The organism is Streptomyces malachitofuscus (assembly GCF_055571035.1).
Genome location: NZ_JBVIGA010000015.1, coordinates 195,099 through 216,207, shown reverse-complemented (window position 1 = coordinate 216,207; position 21,109 = coordinate 195,099). Strand labels below are relative to the sequence as shown.

Annotated in this window: 22 protein-coding genes and 1 pseudogene; 10 read left to right on the top strand and 13 right to left on the bottom strand. The window is 72.7% G+C overall.

Features of this window, described 5'->3' with window-relative positions; translation table 11 throughout:
• Nucleotides 1-72 precede the first annotated feature (72 nt).
• From ACZ44S_RS22915 to ACZ44S_RS22905, 3 genes are all read left to right on the top strand, one after another.
• Nucleotides 73-990, top strand: coding sequence for a MurR/RpiR family transcriptional regulator (locus ACZ44S_RS22915; RefSeq protein WP_466931867.1), 918 nt, complete (start codon nt 73-75; stop codon nt 988-990).
• 400 nt (nt 991-1,390) lie between these two features.
• On the top strand, nt 1,391-1,765 hold the full coding sequence (locus ACZ44S_RS22910) for a hypothetical protein (RefSeq protein ID WP_466931865.1): 375 nt from the start codon (nt 1,391-1,393) through the stop codon (nt 1,763-1,765).
• 100 nt (nt 1,766-1,865) lie between these two features.
• Nucleotides 1,866-4,271: a SpoIIE family protein phosphatase gene (locus ACZ44S_RS22905; protein WP_466931863.1), complete on the top strand. Its 2,406-nt coding sequence runs from the start codon at nt 1,866-1,868 to the stop codon at nt 4,269-4,271.
• Nucleotides 4,272-4,284: 13 nt separating this feature from the next.
• On the opposite strand, the gene ACZ44S_RS22900 is transcribed toward ACZ44S_RS22905, so the two are convergent.
• Together ACZ44S_RS22900 and ACZ44S_RS22895 are read right to left on the bottom strand one after the other, a co-directional pair.
• Nucleotides 4,285-4,938 carry a peptidoglycan-binding domain-containing protein gene (locus tag ACZ44S_RS22900; RefSeq protein WP_466931861.1) on the bottom strand — a complete coding sequence of 218 codons (654 nt, stop codon included), beginning with the start codon at nt 4,936-4,938 and terminating at the stop codon, nt 4,285-4,287.
• A 74-nt stretch (nt 4,939-5,012) separates the two neighbouring features.
• On the bottom strand, nt 5,013-5,858 hold the full coding sequence (locus ACZ44S_RS22895) for an ATP-grasp domain-containing protein (protein ID WP_466931860.1): 846 nt from the start codon (nt 5,856-5,858) through the stop codon (nt 5,013-5,015).
• Nucleotides 5,859-5,986: 128 nt separating this feature from the next.
• Here ACZ44S_RS22895 and ACZ44S_RS22890 point away from each other — a divergent pair, with 128 nt between their 5' ends.
• A complete protein-coding gene (locus tag ACZ44S_RS22890) occupies nt 5,987-6,706 on the top strand; it encodes a TetR family transcriptional regulator (RefSeq protein WP_466931858.1) in 720 nt (239 codons plus the stop codon).
• Between the two features lie 153 nt (nt 6,707-6,859).
• A complete protein-coding gene (locus ACZ44S_RS22885; RefSeq protein ID WP_466931856.1) occupies nt 6,860-7,276 on the top strand; it encodes a Zn-ribbon domain-containing OB-fold protein in 417 nt (138 codons plus the stop codon).
• Nucleotides 7,277-7,292: 16 nt separating this feature from the next.
• On the opposite strand, the gene ACZ44S_RS22880 is transcribed toward ACZ44S_RS22885, so the two are convergent.
• The 3 genes and pseudogenes from ACZ44S_RS22880 to ACZ44S_RS22870 form a co-directional block, all read right to left on the bottom strand.
• On the bottom strand, nt 7,293-7,673 hold the full coding sequence (locus ACZ44S_RS22880) for a PPOX class F420-dependent oxidoreductase (protein ID WP_466931854.1): 381 nt from the start codon (nt 7,671-7,673) through the stop codon (nt 7,293-7,295).
• 9 nt (nt 7,674-7,682) lie between these two features.
• Nucleotides 7,683-8,325: pseudogene (locus ACZ44S_RS22875) on the bottom strand (class I SAM-dependent methyltransferase).
• Entirely contained in the window at nt 8,318-9,517 is a 1,200-nt protein-coding gene (locus tag ACZ44S_RS22870) for a MalY/PatB family protein (RefSeq protein WP_466931852.1), read from the bottom strand. The pseudogene ACZ44S_RS22875 and the gene ACZ44S_RS22870 overlap by 8 nt, the downstream one beginning before the upstream one ends.
• 23 nt (nt 9,518-9,540) lie before the next feature.
• On the opposite strand from ACZ44S_RS22870, the gene ACZ44S_RS22865 reads away from it, so the two are divergent.
• Both ACZ44S_RS22865 and ACZ44S_RS22860 read left to right on the top strand, forming a co-directional pair.
• Nucleotides 9,541-10,563, top strand: coding sequence for a hypothetical protein (locus ACZ44S_RS22865; protein ID WP_466931850.1), 1,023 nt, complete (start codon nt 9,541-9,543; stop codon nt 10,561-10,563).
• Between the two features lie 131 nt (nt 10,564-10,694).
• Nucleotides 10,695-12,071 (top strand): S1 family peptidase, encoded by a 1,377-nt coding sequence (locus tag ACZ44S_RS22860; protein ID WP_466931848.1) that lies wholly within the window; start codon nt 10,695-10,697, stop codon nt 12,069-12,071.
• A gap of 227 nt (nt 12,072-12,298) precedes the next feature.
• Here the strand turns inward: ACZ44S_RS22860 and ACZ44S_RS22855 are convergent, their stop codons facing one another.
• The 7 genes from ACZ44S_RS22855 to ACZ44S_RS22825 form a co-directional block, all read right to left on the bottom strand.
• Nucleotides 12,299-12,523: a hypothetical protein gene (locus tag ACZ44S_RS22855; protein ID WP_466931846.1), complete on the bottom strand. Its 225-nt coding sequence runs from the start codon at nt 12,521-12,523 to the stop codon at nt 12,299-12,301.
• A gap of 200 nt (nt 12,524-12,723) precedes the next feature.
• Nucleotides 12,724-12,909: a hypothetical protein gene (locus tag ACZ44S_RS22850; protein ID WP_466931896.1), complete on the bottom strand. Its 186-nt coding sequence runs from the start codon at nt 12,907-12,909 to the stop codon at nt 12,724-12,726.
• A 123-nt stretch (nt 12,910-13,032) separates the two neighbouring features.
• Nucleotides 13,033-13,728 carry a L,D-transpeptidase family protein gene (locus ACZ44S_RS22845; protein WP_466931844.1) on the bottom strand — a complete coding sequence of 232 codons (696 nt, stop codon included), beginning with the start codon at nt 13,726-13,728 and terminating at the stop codon, nt 13,033-13,035.
• Nucleotides 13,729-13,840: 112 nt separating this feature from the next.
• Complete coding sequence (locus ACZ44S_RS22840) at nt 13,841-14,638, bottom strand: SDR family NAD(P)-dependent oxidoreductase (protein WP_466931842.1); 798 nt, start codon at nt 14,636-14,638, stop codon at nt 13,841-13,843.
• Between the two features lie 51 nt (nt 14,639-14,689).
• Entirely contained in the window at nt 14,690-15,604 is a 915-nt protein-coding gene (locus ACZ44S_RS22835; protein ID WP_466931840.1) for an SDR family oxidoreductase, read from the bottom strand.
• A gap of 100 nt (nt 15,605-15,704) precedes the next feature.
• On the bottom strand, nt 15,705-16,334 hold the full coding sequence (locus tag ACZ44S_RS22830; protein ID WP_190162504.1) for an MBL fold metallo-hydrolase: 630 nt from the start codon (nt 16,332-16,334) through the stop codon (nt 15,705-15,707).
• Nucleotides 16,334-17,422, bottom strand: a complete 1,089-nt coding sequence (locus ACZ44S_RS22825) for an S-(hydroxymethyl)mycothiol dehydrogenase (RefSeq protein ID WP_466931839.1) — start codon at nt 17,420-17,422, stop codon at nt 16,334-16,336. Before ACZ44S_RS22825 ends, ACZ44S_RS22830 begins: the two co-directional genes overlap by 1 nt.
• A 134-nt stretch (nt 17,423-17,556) precedes the next feature.
• Between ACZ44S_RS22825 and ACZ44S_RS22820 the strand changes: the two genes are divergently transcribed.
• From ACZ44S_RS22820 to ACZ44S_RS22810, 3 genes are all read left to right on the top strand, one after another.
• Nucleotides 17,557-19,311, top strand: coding sequence for an ABC transporter ATP-binding protein (locus ACZ44S_RS22820; protein WP_466931837.1), 1,755 nt, complete (start codon nt 17,557-17,559; stop codon nt 19,309-19,311).
• A 114-nt stretch (nt 19,312-19,425) separates the two neighbouring features.
• Nucleotides 19,426-19,791 (top strand): nuclear transport factor 2 family protein, encoded by a 366-nt coding sequence (locus tag ACZ44S_RS22815; RefSeq protein WP_466931835.1) that lies wholly within the window; start codon nt 19,426-19,428, stop codon nt 19,789-19,791.
• Between the two features lie 145 nt (nt 19,792-19,936).
• Entirely contained in the window at nt 19,937-20,311 is a 375-nt protein-coding gene (locus ACZ44S_RS22810) for a nuclear transport factor 2 family protein (RefSeq protein ID WP_466931833.1), read from the top strand.
• 6 nt (nt 20,312-20,317) lie between these two features.
• Here the strand turns inward: ACZ44S_RS22810 and ACZ44S_RS22805 are convergent, their stop codons facing one another.
• Entirely contained in the window at nt 20,318-20,980 is a 663-nt protein-coding gene (locus ACZ44S_RS22805; RefSeq protein WP_466931831.1) for a TetR/AcrR family transcriptional regulator, read from the bottom strand.
• Nucleotides 20,981-21,109: the final 129 nt, after the last annotated feature.

Genomic DNA, 21,109 nt, shown 5'->3' with positions numbered 1-21,109 from the left:
CCGGCGAGAAGCCTGGTCACCACGGTGCGTCGGCTATGTTGAACCATCGTGGGAGACGAAGGAGGCACACCGGTGCCATCGCCGCAGCAGGCACGTGCACAGGCATCCGCGATCACCTCGGGGAAGGCGGGCCAGGACACGGAGATGTCCCCGACGGCCCAGCTCCGCACGCTGTTCGACCGCCCCCGGCTCTCCCCCGGCCAGCGACGCATCGCCCAGTACCTGATCGAGCACATCGCCGAGGCGGCGTTCCTGTCGATCACGGACCTCGCCGACCGGGTCGGGGTGAGCCAGCCCTCGGTGACCCGGTTCGCCTCGGCGGTCGGTTTCAGCGGCTACCCCGCGCTGCGCGAGAAGCTCCAGTCGATCACCCTTGGTACCCGCACCGGCGCACCCGCAGAGGAGATCCGGGGAAACGAACTCCAGGCGGCGGTCGACGCCGAGATCGAGAACCTGGAGAACCTGCGGCGGGACTTCGCCGACGCCGACCGGGTCATCGAAGCGGGACGCCGGCTGTCCGCGTCCACACCGCTCACCGTCCTCGGTCTGCGCATCTCCGTCTCCCTGGCCGAGTACTTCGCCTACGCCGCCCGGCGGATCCACCCGGACGTGCGGCTCGTGACGCGGGGCGGCAGTGTCGCCTACGACGCCCTGCTGCAGTCGCGGGAGGCGGGCGGCACCTGGGTGCTGGCCTTCTCCATGCCGCGGCACGCCCAGGAGACCCTGACGGCGGTGCGGGTGGCGCGCAGCGCCGGGCTGAAGGTCGCGCTGATCACCGATCTGGCGCTCGGTCCGCTGGTGGACGAGGCCGACGTCACCTTCGCCACCGGCACCGGGTCCCGGCTGGTCTTCGACTCCTACGCCGCTCCGGGCGTGATGTGCGCGGCGCTGCTCCAGGCCATGACGGACGCGGATCCGGAGCGGACGCAGGCCCGGCTCGACGAGTACGAACACGTGGCCGACGAGCACCAGTTCTTCCTCAGGGACTGATCCGCCCGCCACCCTGCCGCCCGCCGTCCGCGGCGCTTCCGCATCAAAGCGCGCATGAATGTTTTCATACGTCTTGCAAACCAGATGGCATATATAAATACTGCTCACGGATCGCGGCCCGGTCGCTGCGGGCCGCGATCCAGCTTCTCGTCCTCACCCGCTCCGCCCGGAAAGCCGACGGTCCGCCCATGCGCTGCCAGCACCACTCGCCGCGGATGGCACCGGTCCCGACCGGGCTCCTGCGCGAACACCCGAAGCCGCCGGCTCCTACCCGCTCCGGCGGTCAGGGTGTTCGGCCGGGCGTCCCCTGCCCGGCCACCCGTGGCGGCCCCGGTCATCCCCTAGGCCGGGGCCGCCCCACCCCGTCGTCCACGCCGACGACGCCGCACACCCGGAAGCGATGATCATGCCCCTGATGTCCACGCGCCCCGGTCCCGACTGGCCCGGCCAGGTCAAGACCCCCGGCAGCTACGACTGGGAACGCTCGGCGGCCAAGTGGCTGCGCGAGCTGGTGCCTGCGCGCTACGCCAGCTACCCGGCGTTCATCCGGCACCCCGTCCTGCTGGCCCGGCACGCCCAGATACAGATCGAGCACGAGATCCGGGTGGCCCGCACCGCCCTGCAGACCGCCCGGGCCGATCTGCCCCGGCTGGGTGTGCACGAGGGGGTCATCGAGCACTCCATCAAGCTCTACGCGGCCGAGGTCCTGCAGCTCCAGCACCTCGCCCGCAGCGTACGGGCGGTCACCCGGGCCTTGGCCGAAAGCGGTCGCTGACGGGGCCCCGGCCCCGCCGAAAGGCCCGCCGGCCGGCCCTCCGGGAATCCGGGGGAACAAGCCGGTCAACGAACCGGGGGTGGTGTGCGATGCTCGTCGCGTGAAGCGCGAGCGCATAGTCCCGGTGGAGTCCGGAACCGTACCGGACCTGGTGGAACTGGCCAGGGTCGTCGCCCAGCAGCGCGCCGAGCTGGACCGGCTGCGCGAGCAGGCCGCGACCTCGGCGGTCGTGGAGCGCGCCAAGGGTGTCGTGATCGCACTGACCGGCTGCTCCGCCGACACCGCGGGCGAGACGCTGTTGCAGCGCGCCAAGGCGGTCCGTCGCACCCTGCTCGAGGAGTGCTGGATCGCCCTCGGTGAACTGGCCCCCACCCGGTCCGGCAACGGCACGTCCCCGCGGCGGCCCGGGAACCGGCCGGACGGCACGGCGGAGGGCCTGCCCGCCGCCGATCCGCCGGCGGCCGCCTCCGCGCCCGACGACGTCGCCGACGCGCTGGGCCGTCTCGGTCGGGCCCTCGTACACGTGGACACCCACCAGCACCTGGCCCGCAGCCTGCTCGACCACCTCGGGCCGGACCTGGGCGCCGACTCGGTCATGATCTACGCCCGCCGGCCCGGAGGCGGCGCCGAACTGCTCGGGCACGCGGGTGTCCACGAGCAGCTCGCCGTGCAGTGGCGTCAGGTGCCGCCCTTCAGCGGGGTCGCGGTGCTGGACGCCCTGGAGGCCGGGGAACCCCGCTGGCTGGAGAACTTCGCCGAGGACAGCGCACGGTACCTGCTGATCGGCGAACCGCCCGAGCGGTGGCGGTCCCGGGCCTGGCTTCCGCTGTCCGCCGGGGACGGCGCCGACGTCTGCATCGGTGTGCTGCGCGGCCGCCCCGGCTGCTTCACCCCACGCGACCGCGCCCATCTGCGGGGAGTCGTCCGGCTGTGCGCCGGCCGGCTGCGTACCCTCACCTCCGCCGCGGAGCCGGTGCCCGACGCCTCCTCGGACGCCGTCCGGGCGCTGTTCGCCGCGCTGCCCATACCGGCGATGCTGCTGATCCCGCTGCGCGACCCCTCCGGCGACCCCGAGGACTTCCGCGTCGACGCCGCCACCCCCCAGGTCGCCGATCTGCTGGACGGCACCGGCGATGATCCGACCGGGCGGCGGCTGCTGGAGGTCTGGCCCGGCCTGGCGGAGGCGCCGGTGTGGCAGGGCTGCCTGGACACCCTGGCCGACGGGACGACGTACGAGAGCGAGCCGTTCGCCCACCAGGAGATGGTGGACGGCGCCGCCGAGCTCACCACCTACTCCCTGCGGGTGACACGGCTGGAGGACGCGCTGGTCGTGACCTGGGTCCGGCACGCCTCCTCCGACCGTCAGGAGCAGCGGCTCGCGGAACTGCAGCGGCTGGGCGATCTCGGCTGGGCGAACTGGAACCTGGCCACCGGTGAGGCGTCCTGGTCGTCGCAGGTGTTCGAGATCATGGGCCGGGACCCCGCCGAGGGCCCGGTGCCGCTGGCCGGTCTGCCCTCGCTCGCGCTGTCCGACGACCGGTCCGTGCTGCGCCGGGCCGTCGGGTCCCTGGCCCGGGAGGGCCGGCCGTTCGACGTGCCGTTCCGCGTCCGGGGCCCGCGCGGCGTCCGGCATCTGCGGCTCGTCGTCGAAGTGGTGGCCGACGGGCACGGCACACCGGTGGAGGCGCACGGCATCGTGCAGGATCTGACCGCTCGGCGGCGGGCCGAGCTCGCCCTGGTGGAGAGCGAGCAGGCGATGCTCACCCAGCACGACGTCCTGCAGTCCGAGCGCGTCCTGGTCGCCCGGCTGCAGAACGCCCTGCTGCCGCTGCCCGAGCAGGAGGTGCACCTCGCCGGGCTGCGCGTCGAGGTCGCCTACCTGCCTGCGCAGGCGGGCATACACGTCGGCGGTGACTGGTTCAGCGCCATCGAACTGCCCGACGGCGACGCGCTGTTCGTCGTCGGTGATGTCGCCGGGCACGGGGTGGACGCCGTCGCCACCATGGCCCAGCTGCGGTTCACCGCCAAGGGCATGGTCATCACCGGCTCCTCGCTGACCGGGGCGCTCGCCCGGCTCAACACCCTGCTGCTGCACTCCCGCGACTCCCACGGCACCGCGACCATGGTCCTGGCCCGCTACCGGCCCGCGGAGCGGCGGCTGTTGTGGACCCAGGCGGGGCACACCCCTCCGCTGCTGGTGCGTGGCGGCGAGGTCACCTATCTGCGCCGGCCCCCCGGCATGCTGCTGGGCGCGACCGCCACGCCGCGTTTCGAGGAGGCCGAGTGCCGGCTCGAGCCGGGCGACCGGGTGCTGCTCTACACCGACGGTCTGGTGGAGCGTCCCCCGGAGAGCATCGACATGGGACTCGCGCGGCTCGCGGAGGCCGTGACCGCCCACCCGGGCGACGAACTCGGCTCCCTGGGCACGCTGCTGGACGCGATGCTGGAGGACGGACGACGCGACGACGTGTGCGTGCTGGACATCCGTGTGCCGGAGGAGCGGTAGCCGCCGTCCGAGGTCAGGACGCCGGGTCACCCGTACGGGACTCCAGCGCCAGCCGGGTGTCGTCGCCGTAGACGCCGGTCTCGTCGCCCCGGATGCCGTACCAGAGCTGGAAGCGGGCGACGGCGGCCGAGAGGGTGGCGTCGTAGCGGCCGTCGGTGGCTCCCGCCCGGTAGACGTCCGGGATGCGCAGCAGCCGCTCCTGCAGTTCGGTCACCTCGGGGCCCGAGTCCCCCTCACGGAGAAAGCCGGGGTCGGCGGGAGCGGACGGCGCCGGGGGCGGGCCGGAGGACGGCGCCGCGGGCGGACCGGAGGACGGCACGGGGGCCGGTGCCGCGCGCTCCTCGGTGTTCCGGTCCGTGAGCAGCAGGGCGCCGCCGAAGCCGGTCAGGGCTGCGGCGGCCACGGCGAGCGCCAGCGCGGTGCCGCGTTTCCAGGAGCGCTGCCGGACCGCCGGCCGGCCGGCGGGAACGGGCGGCAGTTCCTGTGTCCGGTCCTCGGAGCCCGCAGGGAGCCGGGGCGGCGGCACCTGCTCGTCGCCACCCCGCTGTTCCCGCTCGAACTCACGGAACAGTTCCGCGAGCGCGTCGGTGCGGCGCGGGCGCAGGACGCGGACGGGTTCGAGGGGCGGTCCGCCGTGCGGTCGCCCGGGCTCGGACGGTGTCGTCACGTCGCTCTCCTTCCGTACCGAGCGGGGAGTTGAGCCGCCTGTGGGGAGAGATACGGGACGCGGGTCCGCCGGGTTCAGCCCCCCGCCCCGGCGGTGTCGCGGAGGAAGCGGCGCAGGGACGTCACCGTCGCCGCCACGAACGCCTCCCGGCCGGTCTCGTCGAGGGCGTCGAGGGAGAGGTAGGGGTTGAGGTCCTCCAGTTCGACCAGCAGCAGTCCGCCGTCCGGCGCGCGGCAGGCGTCGACGCGCTGGATGCCGTGGCCGAGGGTGTTCCACTCGATGAAACGGCGGGCGAAGTCCAGGTCGTCCGGGGTGGGCTCGTAGCGCTCCAGCTGCCAGCGCCGCTCGGGGTCGGGGGCGTACAGGGCGTACTGGAAGGAGTGGTCGACGTAGTAGAAGGACACCTCGTAGGCGAAGTCGATGTGCGGCTGCACCAGCACGTCGCCGTCGACGAGGGCGGGCAGTTCGCCGGCGGGGACGATGCGCAGTCCGATGGAGTCGGCGCCGAGCCTGGGCTTGACGACGTACCGTTCCGCCTGCGGCAGCCGGTGCAGGTCCCCGGGCCGGTCGACGGTGGGGATCACGGGCAGGCCGGCGGCGGTGAGGTCGAGCAGGTACTGCTTGCCGGCCATGTCGCCCCGGCCGCTGAGCGGGTTGTAGACCGGTGTGCCGGTCGCGGTGGCGTGCTCACGGAAGGCGTCGTAGGCGTCCCGGTACTCCAGCACCGGGCCGCTGTTGCGGACCACGACGGCCTCGAAGCCGTCCATCAGGGCGACGGCGTCCCGCGGGTGGCACAGCGCGAGATCGAAGTGCTCGCGCAGCCGGGACGTCAGGAAGATGTCCTCGTCGCAGTAGCGGCGCCCGCGGGCCGGGTAGGCCAGGTCGGTGACATAGAGGACACGGGGACGGGCGGACGGCATGCGGGCTCCTGGGGACGACGGTGGCTCGATCATAGGGACGACCTGCGAGGGAGGGCTCGGAGGTACTGAGTTCCGTGCCGTGCGTGCACCGAGTGCCATCGCCCGGCTCCCGGTGCTACGTTCCGTGCATGAGCTCCAGCGGTGCGGCTGCCGGCCGCGGTGAGAAGGCCGAGAAGCCGACGATGCGGGACGCCCTGGTGGCGGCGGCCTTCCGGCTGTTCCTGGAACGGGGCTACGACGAGACCACGGTCGACGACATCGTGGCGCTCGCCGGAGTGGGGCGGCGGTCCTTCTTCCGCTACTTCCCCTCCAAGGAGGACGTGGTCTTCCCCGACCACGAGCGGTGTCTGGCCGACATGACGGAGTTCCTGGCCACGGGCCCCGACGACGAACCGGTGCGCAAGGTCTGTGACGCCGCCCGGCTGGTCCTGCTGATGTACGCCGAGAACCCGGCGTTCTCCGTGCAGCGCTACCGCCTCACCCGGCAGGTGCCGGGACTGCGGGCCTACGAATTGTCCGTGGTCTGGCGCTACGAGCGGGCCCTGGCCGGGTACCTGCGGTCCCGTTACACGGGTCTGCGCGACGGGATCCTCCGGGCCGATGTGATCGCCGCGGCGGTGGTCGCCGCCCACAACAACGCGCTGCGCTCCTGGCTGCGTTCGGACGGCAAGGGGGACGCCGAGGCCGCGGTGGACCATGCGCTGGAGCATGTGCGGGCCGCGTTCGCCGACGAGGCGGTCCCGGTGGTTTCCGGAGGGCCCGAGGACGTGGTGGTGATCGTCGCGCGGCGCGGGGCGCCGCTCTGGCGGGTGGTGCAGGAAGCCGAGTCAGCGCTCGGGCGCGGCTGACCGTCCGCCGCGATTGAGGGTACGGAGTGCCTTTACGCGTGACACTGAGTGCCATACGCTGTGGCTGTGCACGGTGGCGCCGACAGCCGGGCACACGCGTGCCCGGACGACCGCGCACGCGGGATCACGGCCGGATGCAGGGAGTTGACCAGCGTGTACCACCACTCAGGAAGCGTCGCTCAGCAGGCAGCCGGCTCCGCGACGGGCGTCCTCGAGCCCCGGGGCGCCGACCACGCGGAGGCCATGCTCTACCAGCGCTGCACCTGGTGCGGCACCGCCACGTACCACCGGCTGCTGTGTCCCGTCTGCCAGGGCAGCGAACTGCGCACGGAGCGCAGCGAGGGCGTCGGGACGGTCCGCCACTCCACGGTGCTGCACCGCAACACCCCCGCGGCACGCAACGTGTCCCTGATCGAGATGGCCGAGGGGTTCGTGGTGCGCGGCAGGGTCATGGGCCCGCCCATCGGTATCCACAGCGGTGACCGGGTCCGGCTGTCGACGGCCAAGGACCCGGTGCGGGGCGAACCGGTCTTCCAACTGGTCGACGAGCCCTTCCGCGCCTGGACCTGACACCCCGGCAGCCGTGTCACAGGGTGATGCGGATACCGACCGTGCCCTCCGTACCCCGGCGCAGGCGGCTGCCGAGTAGGGTCAGCCGGCCCAGGAGGCCGTACTTGCGGGCGAGCAGCACCCGATAGCGGGCGGTGGTGGCGGGGTCGCAGATCTCCGCGGTCGCGGGGACCTGGTCCCCGGTCGGATTGCCGCGTACGTCGCACGGGCCGACGAGGACGTCGCCACGGGCCCGGATCCGCTTCACCTTCCACGAGTCGGCGACGGTCCAGACGCCGAGCGCGTCACCGTCACGCACCACCCACACCGGCGTGGCCACGGGCGTGCCGTTCTTCCGGTAGCTGGTGAGCAGCAGGTACTTCCCGGCCCCGAGCCGGGCCGGCAACGCGTCGTCCATGGGTGAAGTCTAGGGGGTGTCGTCCGGGCGGCATGCGACGAAGACGAACTCCCGGCCCGGGTTGTCGGGTGCGTTCCGTATCTCCTCCAGCTCGTATCGCTGGCCGCGCGGTGGGCCTCGATCTTCCGCCGCTCACGGAAGCGCAGCGTCGAGTCGGAGGTCAGCGCCGCGGAAGGTCACCGGCGGGCCGTCCGCCGCCCTCACCCGGTGCCGGCTCTCGATCGGCCGGCAACCGGGGACGTCCGTGCTGCCGAACGACTCCTCCCGGGTCCGCCACTCCCCCGCCCGCCGGCCTGGGTCCCGGGTCTCGAACACCAGCCGCCCGCCGGGCCGCAGCGCCGCGCGGGCGCCCCGCCGGATCGACCCGCAGCGGCGGCAGGGCCGTCGCGCCGCCGTCGATCCAGCGGACCCGTGCGGCGCCCGGCTCGGCCCGCGCCACATCGAGGGAAGCCCGGGCGGGCTCGACACCGCCGGCCTCGATCCCGCGTTCGGCCAGGAGCAGGGCGAACACCCCGTCCCGCACCCCATGTCCAGCATCCGCCGCGCCCCGGAGTCCGCCGCCATCCGCAGATGCGCGTCGGGTTCACCGCGATCGGGACCGAGGGTCGTGGGGCGCCGCGAGCCGCGGATCGCCGCAGCACTCGTCAGCCAGGGGCGGCGCCCGCCCGCTCCACGGCGACCGCCATCCGCCGCACCGCCTCCGTCAGCACCTCGGGCGAGGCCGCGAGGTTGAGGCGGGCGTGCCCCTTGCCGCCCGTGCCGAAGGGGAGGCCCGAGGTGAGGGCCACCCGACCGTACTCGAGGAAGGCCCGGGCCGGATCGTCCCCGAGGCCGAGGGCGCGGCAGTCGAGCCAGGCCAGGTAGGTGGCGTCCCCTGGCCGGTATCGGACCGCCGGCAGCCGGTCGGCCAGGAGTTCGCCGAGCAGCCGTCGATTGGCGTCGAGTCCGGTGAGCAGGGCGTCCAGCCAGGCGGTGCCGTCGCGCAGGGCGGCGGTGTGGGCGAGGACGCCGACGTGGCTCGGGCCGTGGCCGACCTCTTCGGGCATCCGCGCCAGGTCGTCGGCCGCGTCGGGCCCGGCGACGGCGAGGGCCGCCTTGAGTCCGGCCAGGTTCCACGCCTTGGACGCCGACATGAGGGACAGGCCGCGCCCGCCGCCCGGCACGCTCAGATACGGCACGAAGGGCGTGTCGCCGACCACCAGGGGCGCGTGGATCTCGTCGGCGACGACCCGAACGCCGTAGCGCCCGGCGAGGGAGGCCACGGCGGTCAGTTCCTCGGCGGTGTGGACGGTGCCGGTGGGGTTGTGCGGACTGCACAGCAGGTAGGCGGCCCGTCCCCGGCCGGCCGTCTCCCGCCGGAAGATGTCCTCCAGGACACCGAGGTCGATCCGCCCGTCCACGCCCAGCGGTGCCTCGACGACCCGGCGGTCCATGTGCCGCACGAAGTCGAAGAAGGGCGGATACACCGGCGGGTTCACCACGACGGGGTCGCCGTGCCCCGTGACCAGTTTGAGCATCTCGACCACGCCCAGCATGACGTCGGGCACGATCGCGGTGCGCTCCACGGCGAGCCCGCCCCAGTCCCACCGTTTCTCGGCGAACGCGGCCAGTGCCTCGGCGTAGGCGCTGCCGACGGGGTAGCCGGTGTCGCCGAGTTCCATGGCGCCGGTGACGGCCCGCACGACCGGTGGGGCGAGGGGGACGTCCATCTCGGCCACCCACAGGGGCAGCACGTCCTCGGGATGGGTGCGCCACTTCATGCTGGTGCGGCGTCGCAGACGGTCGAGGGTGAGGGCGTGCAGAGGATTCGGTTCACCGGACGTCTCGTGCGGGATCCTGGTCATGAGCACACGATAGGGGCCGTGGTGTGAGCGGACATCGGGACAACCGGGCAGATGACGGCACCGCCGGCACGGTGCTGGAGATCGCCTGCGACGAGTCGGGGTCGGACGGCGAGAACCTGACCGGCGGGAACACCGACGTGTTCGCGCACGCCGGCGTGTGCGTGCCCGTCACGGCCGCGGCCGGCACCGTACGGGAGATCCGGGACCGTATCCGCTCACCCGCCTCGGAGTACAAGGCGACGCACCTGCTGCGGGAGAAGCACCGGTCGGTGCTGGAGTGGCTGCTCGTCCCCGGAGGGCCCCTGCACGGCCGGGCCCATGTGCATCTGACGGAGAAGGCGTTCTTCGTGGTGGACCGCGTGGTCGCCCTGCTGCTGGAGGACCCCGTCGCGGCCGTCGTCCTGTTCCGCGCGGGGCGGCGGGAAGTCGGAGCCGACGGGTGGGCGCGGTTCCTGCGGGCCGCCAACGAGTTGCTGCGTGTACGCGGCGGGGAACCTGGGACGTCCGTCGCGCGGTTCTTCGGCACGGTCGACGAACTGCGCGGCGCGCACGCCGGTACGCCGGCCGCGCGGGTACTGGGGCGGCTCGCGGCGCGGCGGGACCGCGCCGAGGCGTATCGGGCGGCACTGCCCGACGGGCCGGCCGTGCGGATACCGGTGCTCAATCCCCTGCTCCCGGCGATCGTCTCCACGGCCGCGTACTGGAGCGCGGGCGGACGGCGGCCCGTACGGCTGGTGCACGACCGGCAGAACCTCCTGACGCCCGAGCGCATCGCGTGGATCGAGGAGACCGCACGGCGCGGCGGCATCGCCCTCGAGGAGGTGCGGCTGGTCGTCGCGCGGGAGGATCCCCGGGTGCAGCTCGCGGACTTCCTCGCCGGGATCGCACGGAAGGCGGCCTCGGACGAGCTGAACGGCCGCGGGGATCCGGCGCTGGCCGCGCTGTTGCGCCCCTATGTGGACCGGGCGTCGGTGTGGGGCGACTCCCGCAGCGCGGCCGTGCTCGGCCTGGACACCGCCAACCCGCCGGTGGGCACCGGCCGTTGATCCGATCTGCGCGCATCGGATCGCGTCCGGGGTGAACACGCCGGGTCCGGGGCCCGTATGGGAAGGGGGCACTCGACTCAGGGGAGGCCCCGCGGTGTTCGCACCGCACTGCAGAGGTTCGGGAGCCATGCATGAGGCACGCACGACGACGGGTCGTCCGGCGAGTGACACGGCTGGCGGCCGTCGGCGGAATCCTCCTGGGGGCCACGATGGTCACTCGCGCCGTGGCCAGTGAACCGCAGGTGCCCGAGGCGGTTCCGTTCTCCACCGCCGAGGAGACGGCGGTGGGTCCGGGGGCCGGTCTCGTGTCGAAGCTCGGCACGTCCCGCACGGCCGGCAGCTGGATCGGCGCCGACGGGAGGACGGTGGTCGCGGTCACGGACGACGAGGCGGCCGCCGAGGTGCGCGAGGCGGGCGCCGAGCCGAAGATGGTGCGCCACAGCATGGACGACTTCAAGTCCGCGACCCGAACGCTGAGTTCGGCGCCGCGTGTGCCCGGCACGGCGTGGGCGATGGACTACCGGTCCAACGAGGTGGTCGTCCGGGGCGACAGCACGGTCTCGTCGGACGACTGGTCGGAGCTGACGGACGTGGCGGACGGCATCGGCGGCTATGTGCGCATGGAGCGGACCGAGGGCACCTTCACCACCCGCCTCAACGGGGCCCAGCCCATTCTGTCCACGGCCGGCCGCTGCTCGGCAGGCTTCAACGTGACCGACGGAAAGCGGGACTTCATCCTGACGGCCGGGCACTGCGGGCCCGACGGGTCGGTGTGGTTCGCCGACGACCGGGCCAGGCAGAAGGTGGGCACCACGGTCGGCGGCAGCTTCCCCGGGGACGACTACTCGCTCATCGAGTACGCCGGCGGACGGGCAGGCGAGGGTGCGGGCGTGGTGGCGGTCGGCGGCGGCAAGGGTGTACGGATCACGGGGGTCGCCGATCCGACGGTCGGGCAGCGGATCTTCCGCAGCGGCAGCACCAGCGGACTGCGCGACGGAGAGGTGACCGCGCTCAACGCGACGGTGAACTATCCCGAGGGGACGGTCAGCGGGCTCATCGAGTCCAATGTGTGCGCGGAGCCCGGTGACAGCGGCGGTCCGATGTTCTCCGAGGGCATCGCGCTCGGCGTCACGTCCGGCGGCAGCGGTGACTGCCGGACCGGCGGGACGACGTTCTTCCAGCCGCTGACGAAGGCGCTGGCGCAACTCGACGTGCGGCTCATCGTGGCGCCCGGGGCCGACGGCGGTGCGGCGGCGCCGTCCCCCGCCCCGTCGGACGCCGGGGGCGCTGCGGCGCCGGACACCGCCTCCCCGGGATCGTCGACCCCGGTGCGGGGCATCGTCCCGGACCCCTCGACGCTGCTGTCACGGCTGGCCGACCCGCAGAACGTCGGGCCCGGTCTGCTGGTGATCGGCGGCAGCCTGGTCGCGCTGGTGGCCTCGCGGTGGATCCGGGCGGAGCAGGACCGCAAGGCGTACCGGCGGCACTACTCGGCGACGTGGGGCTGAGCGGGCCGCGGCCCCGGGCCGGTCGGCCCACCGTGTGGAGCACCGTCGCCAGGGCGGCTCCCAGCAGCGCGGCGGCCTGCCGTCGGGAGACGTGTTCGCGCAGTACGGCGAGGCGGGGGATGACGGGCAGGGCCGGGTGAGGGAGGCCGGGGCCACCGCGACGGCGAGCATCTGCCGCTGGGCGGCGAGCAGGTGGAGGACAAGGCCGAGGGCCGCTCCTGCCCCGATCAGCAGTGCCTGGGCGGTCGGCCGCGCCGGCAGCCGCAGGAGCGTACGGCGTCGGGAAGCAGGACCTGGCTGCCGCGCCGCGGCCCGCGGCGACGGGCCACAGTCCGGCCGGGCCGGTCACCGAGCAGGAGGACTCCGCACAGGACGGACAGGGCGACGCCCATGACGGCGCTCACGGGCACCACGACGCTCATCGCGCCGTGCCCGAGGCCACGGAAGCGCATCGCGGTGGCGCTGCCGACGCCGGACTGGGCGCCCCACAGCAGATCGGTTCAGGCGACGGACTCGGCGGGCAGCGAACCCTTGATCCGCCCGCGTAGGTGAGGGCCGGGGCCAGTACGAGAAGGGCACCCATCGATCACGGGTGCCCAGCCGACGGGGGATGCGATGCCGAGGTCGCCCCGGGACGGGCCGCAGGGGCCGGTCAGGCTGCCCTGGCCGGCTGCGGAAGGGCCGAGGCCCACTCCTGGACCAGGCGCTGGTACTCCTCGCGCTGTTCGACGCTCAGTGTCCCGCCCGACCGGAGCCACAGGGCCCGGATCTCCTCGTTGACCTCGGCAGCCGATCGCTCGGAGGAGGCTTCAACAGTGGTGGACATGCCGTGAAGCATACGGCTCACGACGTGAAGACGCTGTGAGTAATCGCACGCACATCGGACAATTCCGACAGTGTTGCTGATCACGTCCATCTGCCGCTCAAACGTGGGGGAGTTCACATCTCGGCAGGCCCGGGATCAGGTGCCCGGCTTGCGGCCGTACACGTAGACGTCGTCACCCTTCTTCAGCAGCGACCAGTACTTCTTGGCGGTCGCCTTGGTCATGTTGACGCAGCCGTGGGAGCCGGGCGGGTTCCACATGCTGACGCCGGCCGAGTGGAAGGCCTGGCCGCCGTCGAAGAACTGGCTGTAGGGCATCGGCACGTCGTAGATGGTCGAGACGTGGTCGATGTTGCGCCAGTAGATCTTCTTCAGCCCGGTGCGGGTCTCGTATCCGTTGCGTCCGGTGCGGACCGGGACGGGGCCGTGGACCAGCTTCTTGCCGTCCTGGATCCAGCTCAGCTGGAGCGTCAGGTTCACGCAGGCGATCCGACCCTTGTTCGTGGGGCATTTGCCGGACTTGTTCGGGTTCTTCCCGACCGCCTTCTGCTTGTTCATCAGGTCCATCACTCCCCAGGTGACGGGGCCGGCGTACCCGATGTTCGGCTTGATGCCGTGCTTGGTCTGGAAGGAGCGGATGGCCTTGCAGTCGGCGGAGGACTGCTTGCCGTCGACCGGACGGCCGAGGAACTTCTCCACCTTCTTCTGGTACGGGCCCGCCGAGGTGGTGCAACTCGCGGCCTGCGCGGGCGCCGCACCGAGGGCGAGTGTGAGCGGAGCCACCAGCGAGGTGACCCCGAGGACGACGGCACTCCGTCTGCGTATGTCCCCCATGGTCCGTTCCGCCTTTCCCGCGGAGGTGTGCGCCGGCCCGCGCACTCTGCCAGGTAGACGTTCCAGGGGGAAGTTCGGTTGTACGGCCCGCCCGGGTTATGGGGAGCTGCGCCTACGGCGACACCTCGTCCAGCGCATGGCGGAAGGCCGAGTTGACCGCCGTGATCCCGCCGTCGACCACGAGCGTGGTCCCGGTGATCCACGACGCGTCCCGGGAGGCGAGGAAGGCGATGGCGGCCGCGACGTCCTCGGGCTCGCCGACCCTCCCCAGGGGGTAGAGGCGCCGGGCCGCTTCGAGTTCCTCGTCCCTGCCCGCCCAGGCGCGGGTGCGGACCGTCCCCGGTGCGACGAGGTTGACCCGCACCCCGCGCGGCGCGGCGTGTCCGGCGAGGGTGCGGGTGAGGGAGAGCAGGGCCGCCTTGGCCGCGCTGTAGGCATGGTTTCCGTAGTCCTGGAGGCCGTTGACGGATCCTACGCTCACGATGGCGCCCCGGCCGGAAGCGGCGAGGTGCGGCAGTGCGGCGCGGCAGCAGCGGTACGCGCCGGTGAGGGTGACGTCGAGGTCCGCCGCCCACTCCTCGTCCGGCTCGTCCTCGAAGCGGGCGGCGTCCGGGGTGCAGTGGGCGGCGTTGTTGACCAGGACGTCGAGTGAGCCGAACGCGCTCACGGCGTGCGCCACGGCACCCTCGACCGACACCCGGTCGGTCACGTCGCAGGCGAAGGCCTCGGCGCCGAGCCCTCGCTTCCGCAGCGCCGCTGCCGTCGTCCCCGCGGCGTCCGGGTCCGCGTCGGCCACCAGGACCCGCGCGCCCTCCTCGGCGAACCGCAGGGCGGCTGCCGCGCCGATGCCGCGTGCCGCCCCGGTGATCAGGACTCCGTACCCCTCGAAACGCCGTGTGTCCGTCGTCATGGGGGTGACGGTAGCCGCCGGGACGTCCACGGCGGCAGGGGCCGGAGCGTGTCAGCGGTAGCCGGTCACGTCCGCCGGCTTGCCCGCGTCCTGGACCTCGACGATGTAGCGCCAGGCGTCGGGCCGGCTGCCGTCGAGGTCGGTGAAGCCGTACTCCCGGGCGAGGCCGCCGCTGGAGAGGGAGGTGCCGTTGAAGCGGGCCACGTCCGGGTCGGCGGCGAGGGCGGTGACGGCCCGGCCGACGTAGCGCGGGGTCTCCGAGATGGCGAAGTGGGGGACCTCCGTGAGGGCGTCGCGCCAGTTGTCCTCGCGCACCTTGAAGTGGTCGAGCATGATCTCCGAGCGCATCCAGCCCGGGGTGAGGGCGACCGCCGTGGCACCGCGCGGGCCGAGTTCGTGGCCCAGGGCGAAGGCCATGCGCAGGACGGAGGACTTGGCGATGTCGTAGAAGAAGGAGACCCGGTAGGTGTCGCGGTTGTAGTCGGCGGTGCCGTCGGTGACCTCGACGACCAGTCCGCCCGGGTGGCGCAGCAGCAGCGGCAGGGCGTGGTGGCTGGTGACGGCGTGGGTCTCGACGGCGAGACGGAGCAGGCGCAGGCCCTTGTCCAGGTCGTGCTCCCAGACGGGTGCGTCCCAGTCGAAGAGGGTCTCGCCGCCCCAGATGTCGTTGACGAGGACGTCCAGGCGGCCCTGCTCGTCGGCGATACGGTCCACGAGCGCACGGACCTGTGCGGGGTCGAGATGGTCGGTCGGCACCGCGATGCCCCGGCCGCCCGCCTCGGTGACCAGGTCGGCGGTGTCCTCGATGGTCTCGGGGCGGTCGTACTCCGAGCGGCGGGCGCGGGTGGAGCGGCCCGTGACGTAGACGGTCGCGCCCGCCGCCCCCAGCTCCACGGCGATGCCCCGTCCGGCTCCCCTGGTGGCCCCGGCCACCAGCGCGACCCTGCCCTGCAACTGCTCCGACATGTACGGCTCCCGTCGTCGGTCTTTTCGCTGTCCCTTCGAGGGTGACGGGTAAGCCGGACATCTTCTGTCGCTTTTTCTCGCCGGTCACCCGGCCGGCCGCTCAGTGGCCCCGCGCGATCCATTCCTCCAGGTGCGGGGCCTCCGCGCCGATCGTGGTCGGGTCGCCGTGGCCGGTGAGGACCTTCGTCTCGGGCGGGAGGGTCAGCAGCCGGTCCCGGATCGAGTCGATGATCGTCGGAAAGTGGGAGAAGGAGCGGCCGGTGGCGCCGGGACCGCCCTGGAAGAGGGTGTCGCCGGTGAACACGGTGGCCAGTCCGGGGTCGTGGAGGCAGACGGCGCCCGGCGCGTGCCCCGGGGTGTGCAGCACGGTGAGGTCGGCGCCGGCGGCCTCGATCACCTGGCCGTCGGTGAGCCAGGAGTCGGGGTCGCGGTCCGGGTGGGTCTGCTTCCACAGCTGCAGGTCGTCCGGGTGCAGCCAGATGGTGGCGCCGGTGCGGTCGGCGAGGGCGGGTGCGGCGTCGATGTGGTCGTTGTGGGCGTGGGTGCACACGATGGCCGTCAGCCGCCGGTCCCCCACCGCCTCGGCGATGGCGTCGGCGTCGTGGGCGGCGTCGATGACGATCGCCTCGTGGTCGTCGCCGACGATCCACACGTTGTTGTCGACGTCCCAGGTGCCGCCGTCGAGGCTGAACTGTCCGGAGGTGACGAGTCGTTCGATGCGGGCGGTCATCACAGCACCACCACCGAGCGGAGCACGTCGCCGCGGTGCATCCGGTCGAAGGCCTTCTCCACCTCGTCGAGCCCGATGGTTTCGGTGACGAACGCGGCCAGGTCCAGCCGTCCCTGCAGATGCAGGTCGATGAGCATCGGGAAGTCGCGGGAGGGCAGGCAGTCGCCGTACCAGGAGGACTTCAGGGAGCCGCCGCGTCCGAAGACGTCGAGGAGCGGCAGTTCGAGCTTCATCTCCGGGGTGGGCACGCCGACCAGGACGACCGTGCCGGCCAGGTCCCGTGCGTAGAAGGCCTGCTCGTACGTCTCGGGGCGTCCGACGGCCTCGATGACGACGTCGGCTCCGAAGCCGCCGGTGAGTTCACGGATCGCCTCGACCGGGTCGGTCTCGCGCGAGTTCACCGTGTGGGTGGCGCCCATGGAGCGCGCCGTCTCCAGCTTGCGGGCGTCGATGTCGACGGCGATGATCTTCGCCGCGCCGGCCAGCCGGGCGCCGGCGACCGCCGCGTCCCCGACGCCGCCGCAGCCGATGACGGCGACCGAGTCGCCGCGGCCGACGTTGCCGGTGTTGATGGCGGCGCCGATGCCGGCCATCACTCCGCAGCCGAGCAGCCCGGCGACCTGCGCGGACACGGCGGGGTCCACCTTGGTGCACTGTCCGGCGGCCACCAGGGTCTTCTCGGCGAAGGCGCCGATGCCCAGGGCCGGGGACAGTTCCTGGCCGGTGGCGGCGAGGGTCATCTTCTGCCGCGCGTTGTGCGTGTCGAAGCAGTACCAGGGGCGGCCCCGCAGACAGGCGCGGCACTTCCCGCACACGGCGCGCCAGTTGAGGATCACGAAGTCGCCCGGCTCGACATCGGTGACACCGTCGCCGACCGACTCGACGACGCCCGCGGCCTCGTGGCCGAGCAGGAAGGGGAAGTCGTCGCTGATGCCGCCCTGCTTGTAGTGGAGGTCGGTGTGGCACACCCCGCAGGCCTGGACCCGCACGACCGCCTCGCCGGGTCCCGGGTCGGGTACGACGACCGTCTCGATCCGCACCGGCTCGTCCTTGCCGGGTGCGATCACGCCGCGTACTTCCTGGGCCATGGTGCTGACTCCTTCGTCGGCCGGTGTCCGTCCCTTCGACCCTACGCGGGAACGATCGTCCGTGCCGACCGCCGTGCGGCGGGTCCTCTCCCCCGACGTAGCCTGAACCTCCACACGTCACCCAGGGGGGCCATGTGAGCGTCGTGACCGAGGAATCCACCCCGCCGGCCTGGCGGCTGCTGCTCCGGTATGTGCGGCCGCACCGGTGGGCCCTGCTGGGCGGTGCCCTGCTTTCGCTGATGACCGGCGCGACGGGGCTGATGCTGCCGCTGGTGGCCCGGGAGCTGATCGACGACCTCTCCGACGACCGGGCCATCACCGGCGCGCTGCTGCTGATGTCGGCCCTGGTCGTCGCCAACGCGGTGCTGGGGGCGCTGGGTTCCTACGTGCTGCGGCGCACCGCGGAGTCGGTGGTGCTGGGGGCGCGGCGCTCGCTGTCGTCGTATCTGCTGCGGCTGCGGATCCCGGCCGTGGACCGCAGTGAGCCGGGCGATCTGATGGCCCGCATCACCTCGGACACCACGCTGCTGCGCGAGGTGACCACCGATTCGCTGGTCGGTCTCGGCACCGGCGGTCTGACACTCGTGGCGACCGTGGTGCTGATGGGCCTGGTGGACCCGGTGCTGCTGGCCGTCACGCTGGGGGTGATCGTGGTCGCCGGTACGGTGCTGGGGGTGATCGTGCCGCGCATCAACCGGGCCTCCCGGCGGGCGCAGGACGCGGTCGGCGTGATGGGTGCCTCGCTGGAGCGGGTGCTGGGCGCGCTGCGCACGGTGAAGGCGTCGGGTGCAGAGCCGCGGGAGGAGCGCACGCTGCACGAGGCCGCGCAGGAGTCGTGGCGGCAGAGTGTGCGGGCCGCCAAGTGGTCGGCCGCGGCGGGGAACACGGCCGGACTGGCGATGCAGATCGCGTTCATCACGGTGCTCGCGGTGGGCGGGGCGCGGGTGGCGACGGGCGCCATCGACATCGGAACGCTCGTGGCGTTCCTCCTGTTCGTCTTCTATCTGATGGCGCCGATCCAGGAGGTCGTCGGCGCCGTCACCCAGTACCAGACGGGCAGCGCCGCCCTGGCCCGCATCCAGGAGGCGCTGCGGCTGCCCGCCGAACCCGCGGCCGGCCCGGTGGAGCTGCCCGGCCCCGGCACGCTGCCCGCCGCGCTCGCCTTCGAGGACGTCCGCTTCCGCTACGCCGACGACCTGCCGTACGTCCATCACGGGGTGACGTTCACCGTGCCCGCGCAGGGCATGACCGCGTTCGTCGGCCCGTCCGGAGCGGGAAAGACCACGGTCTTCTCCCTCATCGAGCGGTTCTACGAGCCCGACTCCGGAGTGATCACGCTCGACGGCCGTGATCTGGCCGACTGGGAGCTGTCGCGGCTGCGGGCCGCGATCGGCTATGTGGAACAGGACGCGCCGGTGCTGTCCGGCTCCCTGCGGGACAATCTGCTGCTCGGAAACCCCGAGGCGGACGACGGCACGCTGACGCGGGTGCTGAAGACGACCCGGCTCGACGGTCTGGTGTCCCGGCTGCCGGACGGTCTCGACACCCTCGTCGGGCATCGCGGCACCAAACTGTCCGGCGGCGAGCGCCAGCGGGTCGCCATCGCCCGTGCCCTGCTGCGCCGGCCCCGGCTGCTGCTGCTCGACGAGGCCACCTCGCAGCTCGACGCGGTGAACGAGGCGGCCCTGCGCGACACCGTCGCCGACGTGGCGCGTACGACCACGGTCCTGGTGGTCGCGCACCGGCTGTCCACGGTGACGACGGCCGACCGGATCGTGGTGATGGACGCGGGCCGGGTCCGCGCCGTCGGCACGCACCGGGAGCTGGTGACCGGCGATCCGCTGTACGCGGAACTGGCGGCGACGCAGTTCCTGGCGACGGGTGAGTGACCGCGGCCGGGGCCGTACGGCTTGCCCCCTCCCCGAGGCCGGAGGACGCTCGTAGGAGAGGCCGTCTCGGCCCGCCGGAGGTCCGGGCCGCGGCCTCGGAGGAGGTAGGTCATCATGACAACCGCGGCACAACCCGTCTTCGGCACCGACACACTGCGTCGGGGCATCGAGGCGGACACCTCGGCGACACTGGTGTCGCTCTACGCGGACGACGCGGAACTGCGCATCGTGGACCGCAACACCCAGCCGAGCCACCCCAAGGTCCTGCACGGCCGGGACGAGATCGCCGCCATGCTCGACGACGTCTACAGCCGCGACATGACGCACACGCTGGACGCGTGCGTCGTCCAGGGCGACCATGCCGCCTACTGCGAGAGCTGCCAGTACGCGGACGGCGTCCGGGTGTTCTCGGAGTCGATGCTCACCCTGCGGGACGGCAAGATCACCGAACAGACACTGATCCAGGCCTGGGACGAGTAGACACGCGGTCCGGCCGAGGGTGAGCGGGCGGCCGCGACGCCCCGGCCGGTCCGTCACACCGACCGCGGGGCCCGGCCCGGTCGGGTCCCCGGGCTGCGTATGCGTACCGCTGACGGCGTCCGACCCGCCTGATATGACGGAGTGCATGCACGCAGACACCGCCCGGTCGGCCATCGACACGTTCGTCTCGGCGTTCAACGCCTCGGAGGACGCCTTTGTAACCGTTCTGCTGTCGCAGGCGCTCACCTCGGACGTGGTGTTCCACGGCCCTCTCGGCAGGAGCGAGGGCATCGAGGCAGTCGAGCGCTTCGTACGGGACATCCGTCGGCACCCGGCCGGGCCGGGCACCATGGTGCGCTGTTCGGGCGTGGACATGCCGGACGAGTGGGCCCGGTACCGGTGGGTCTTCACAACGCCCGACGGCGGCCCACGGCTCGCGGGCACCGATGTCGTCCATCTGCGACGAGGCCTGATCGACCAGATGATCACCTTCGCCGGGGATCTCGAGCCGGTCGGCTGACGGCGTTCAGCCGGCCGGCGGGGTCCACCCGGGCGGGCGCAGGATGCTCAGGAGCTGACGGACCAGTTCCTCCACGACCTCGTCGAGGGTGGCCTCCACCCACCCCGCGCTCCAGTCGTGCAGCAGGCCGTTGACGCTGCCGATGAAGCCGGTCGCGGCGAGGCGGTGGTCGCGGTGCGCCGCCTCTCCCCGTGCGGCGGCGGCCCGTGCCTCGGCGCAGATCAGTTCGACCCACCGGGCGCGCCGGGCGAGACGCTGTTCCTCCAGGCGCGGGCTGACGCCGATGATCTCGACGAACGCGATGCGGATCCGGCGCGGGTCGCCGGTGACGTCGGCGGCGTAGGCGCGGAAGATCGCGTCGGCGCGCTCGGGGAACGGGGTGTCCGCCGTCCGGGCTGCCGCGGCCAGGACCGCCGCCTCGGCCCGGTCGTTGACCTGGAGGTGGAGGGCGGCCAGCACGTCCTCCAGATTGCGGAACTCCTCGTAGAACTGACGGGTCGACAGCCCCGCGGCCTCGCTCAGGGCGGCGACCGTGGTGGACCGGTAGCCGGGGCCGGCGCCGAACAGCTCGAGCGCCGCACCGAGAAAGCGGCGTCGCCGCTCGGCCTTCCGCTCCTCCGCGGACTTTCCCGCGTAACGGCCGCTCGGTGCCCGCGGTCTGTCCGGCACCGGCCCTCCCCTCCTTGTGCGCACGGCCAATTTTGTCGTGTACGCAGTCTTGTGGAGAAGGGGCCCTCGTCCTTACTTTTCAGTAAGTTGACTCTGAAAGTACCTCTGTTCAGATTCCCGTTCACCACC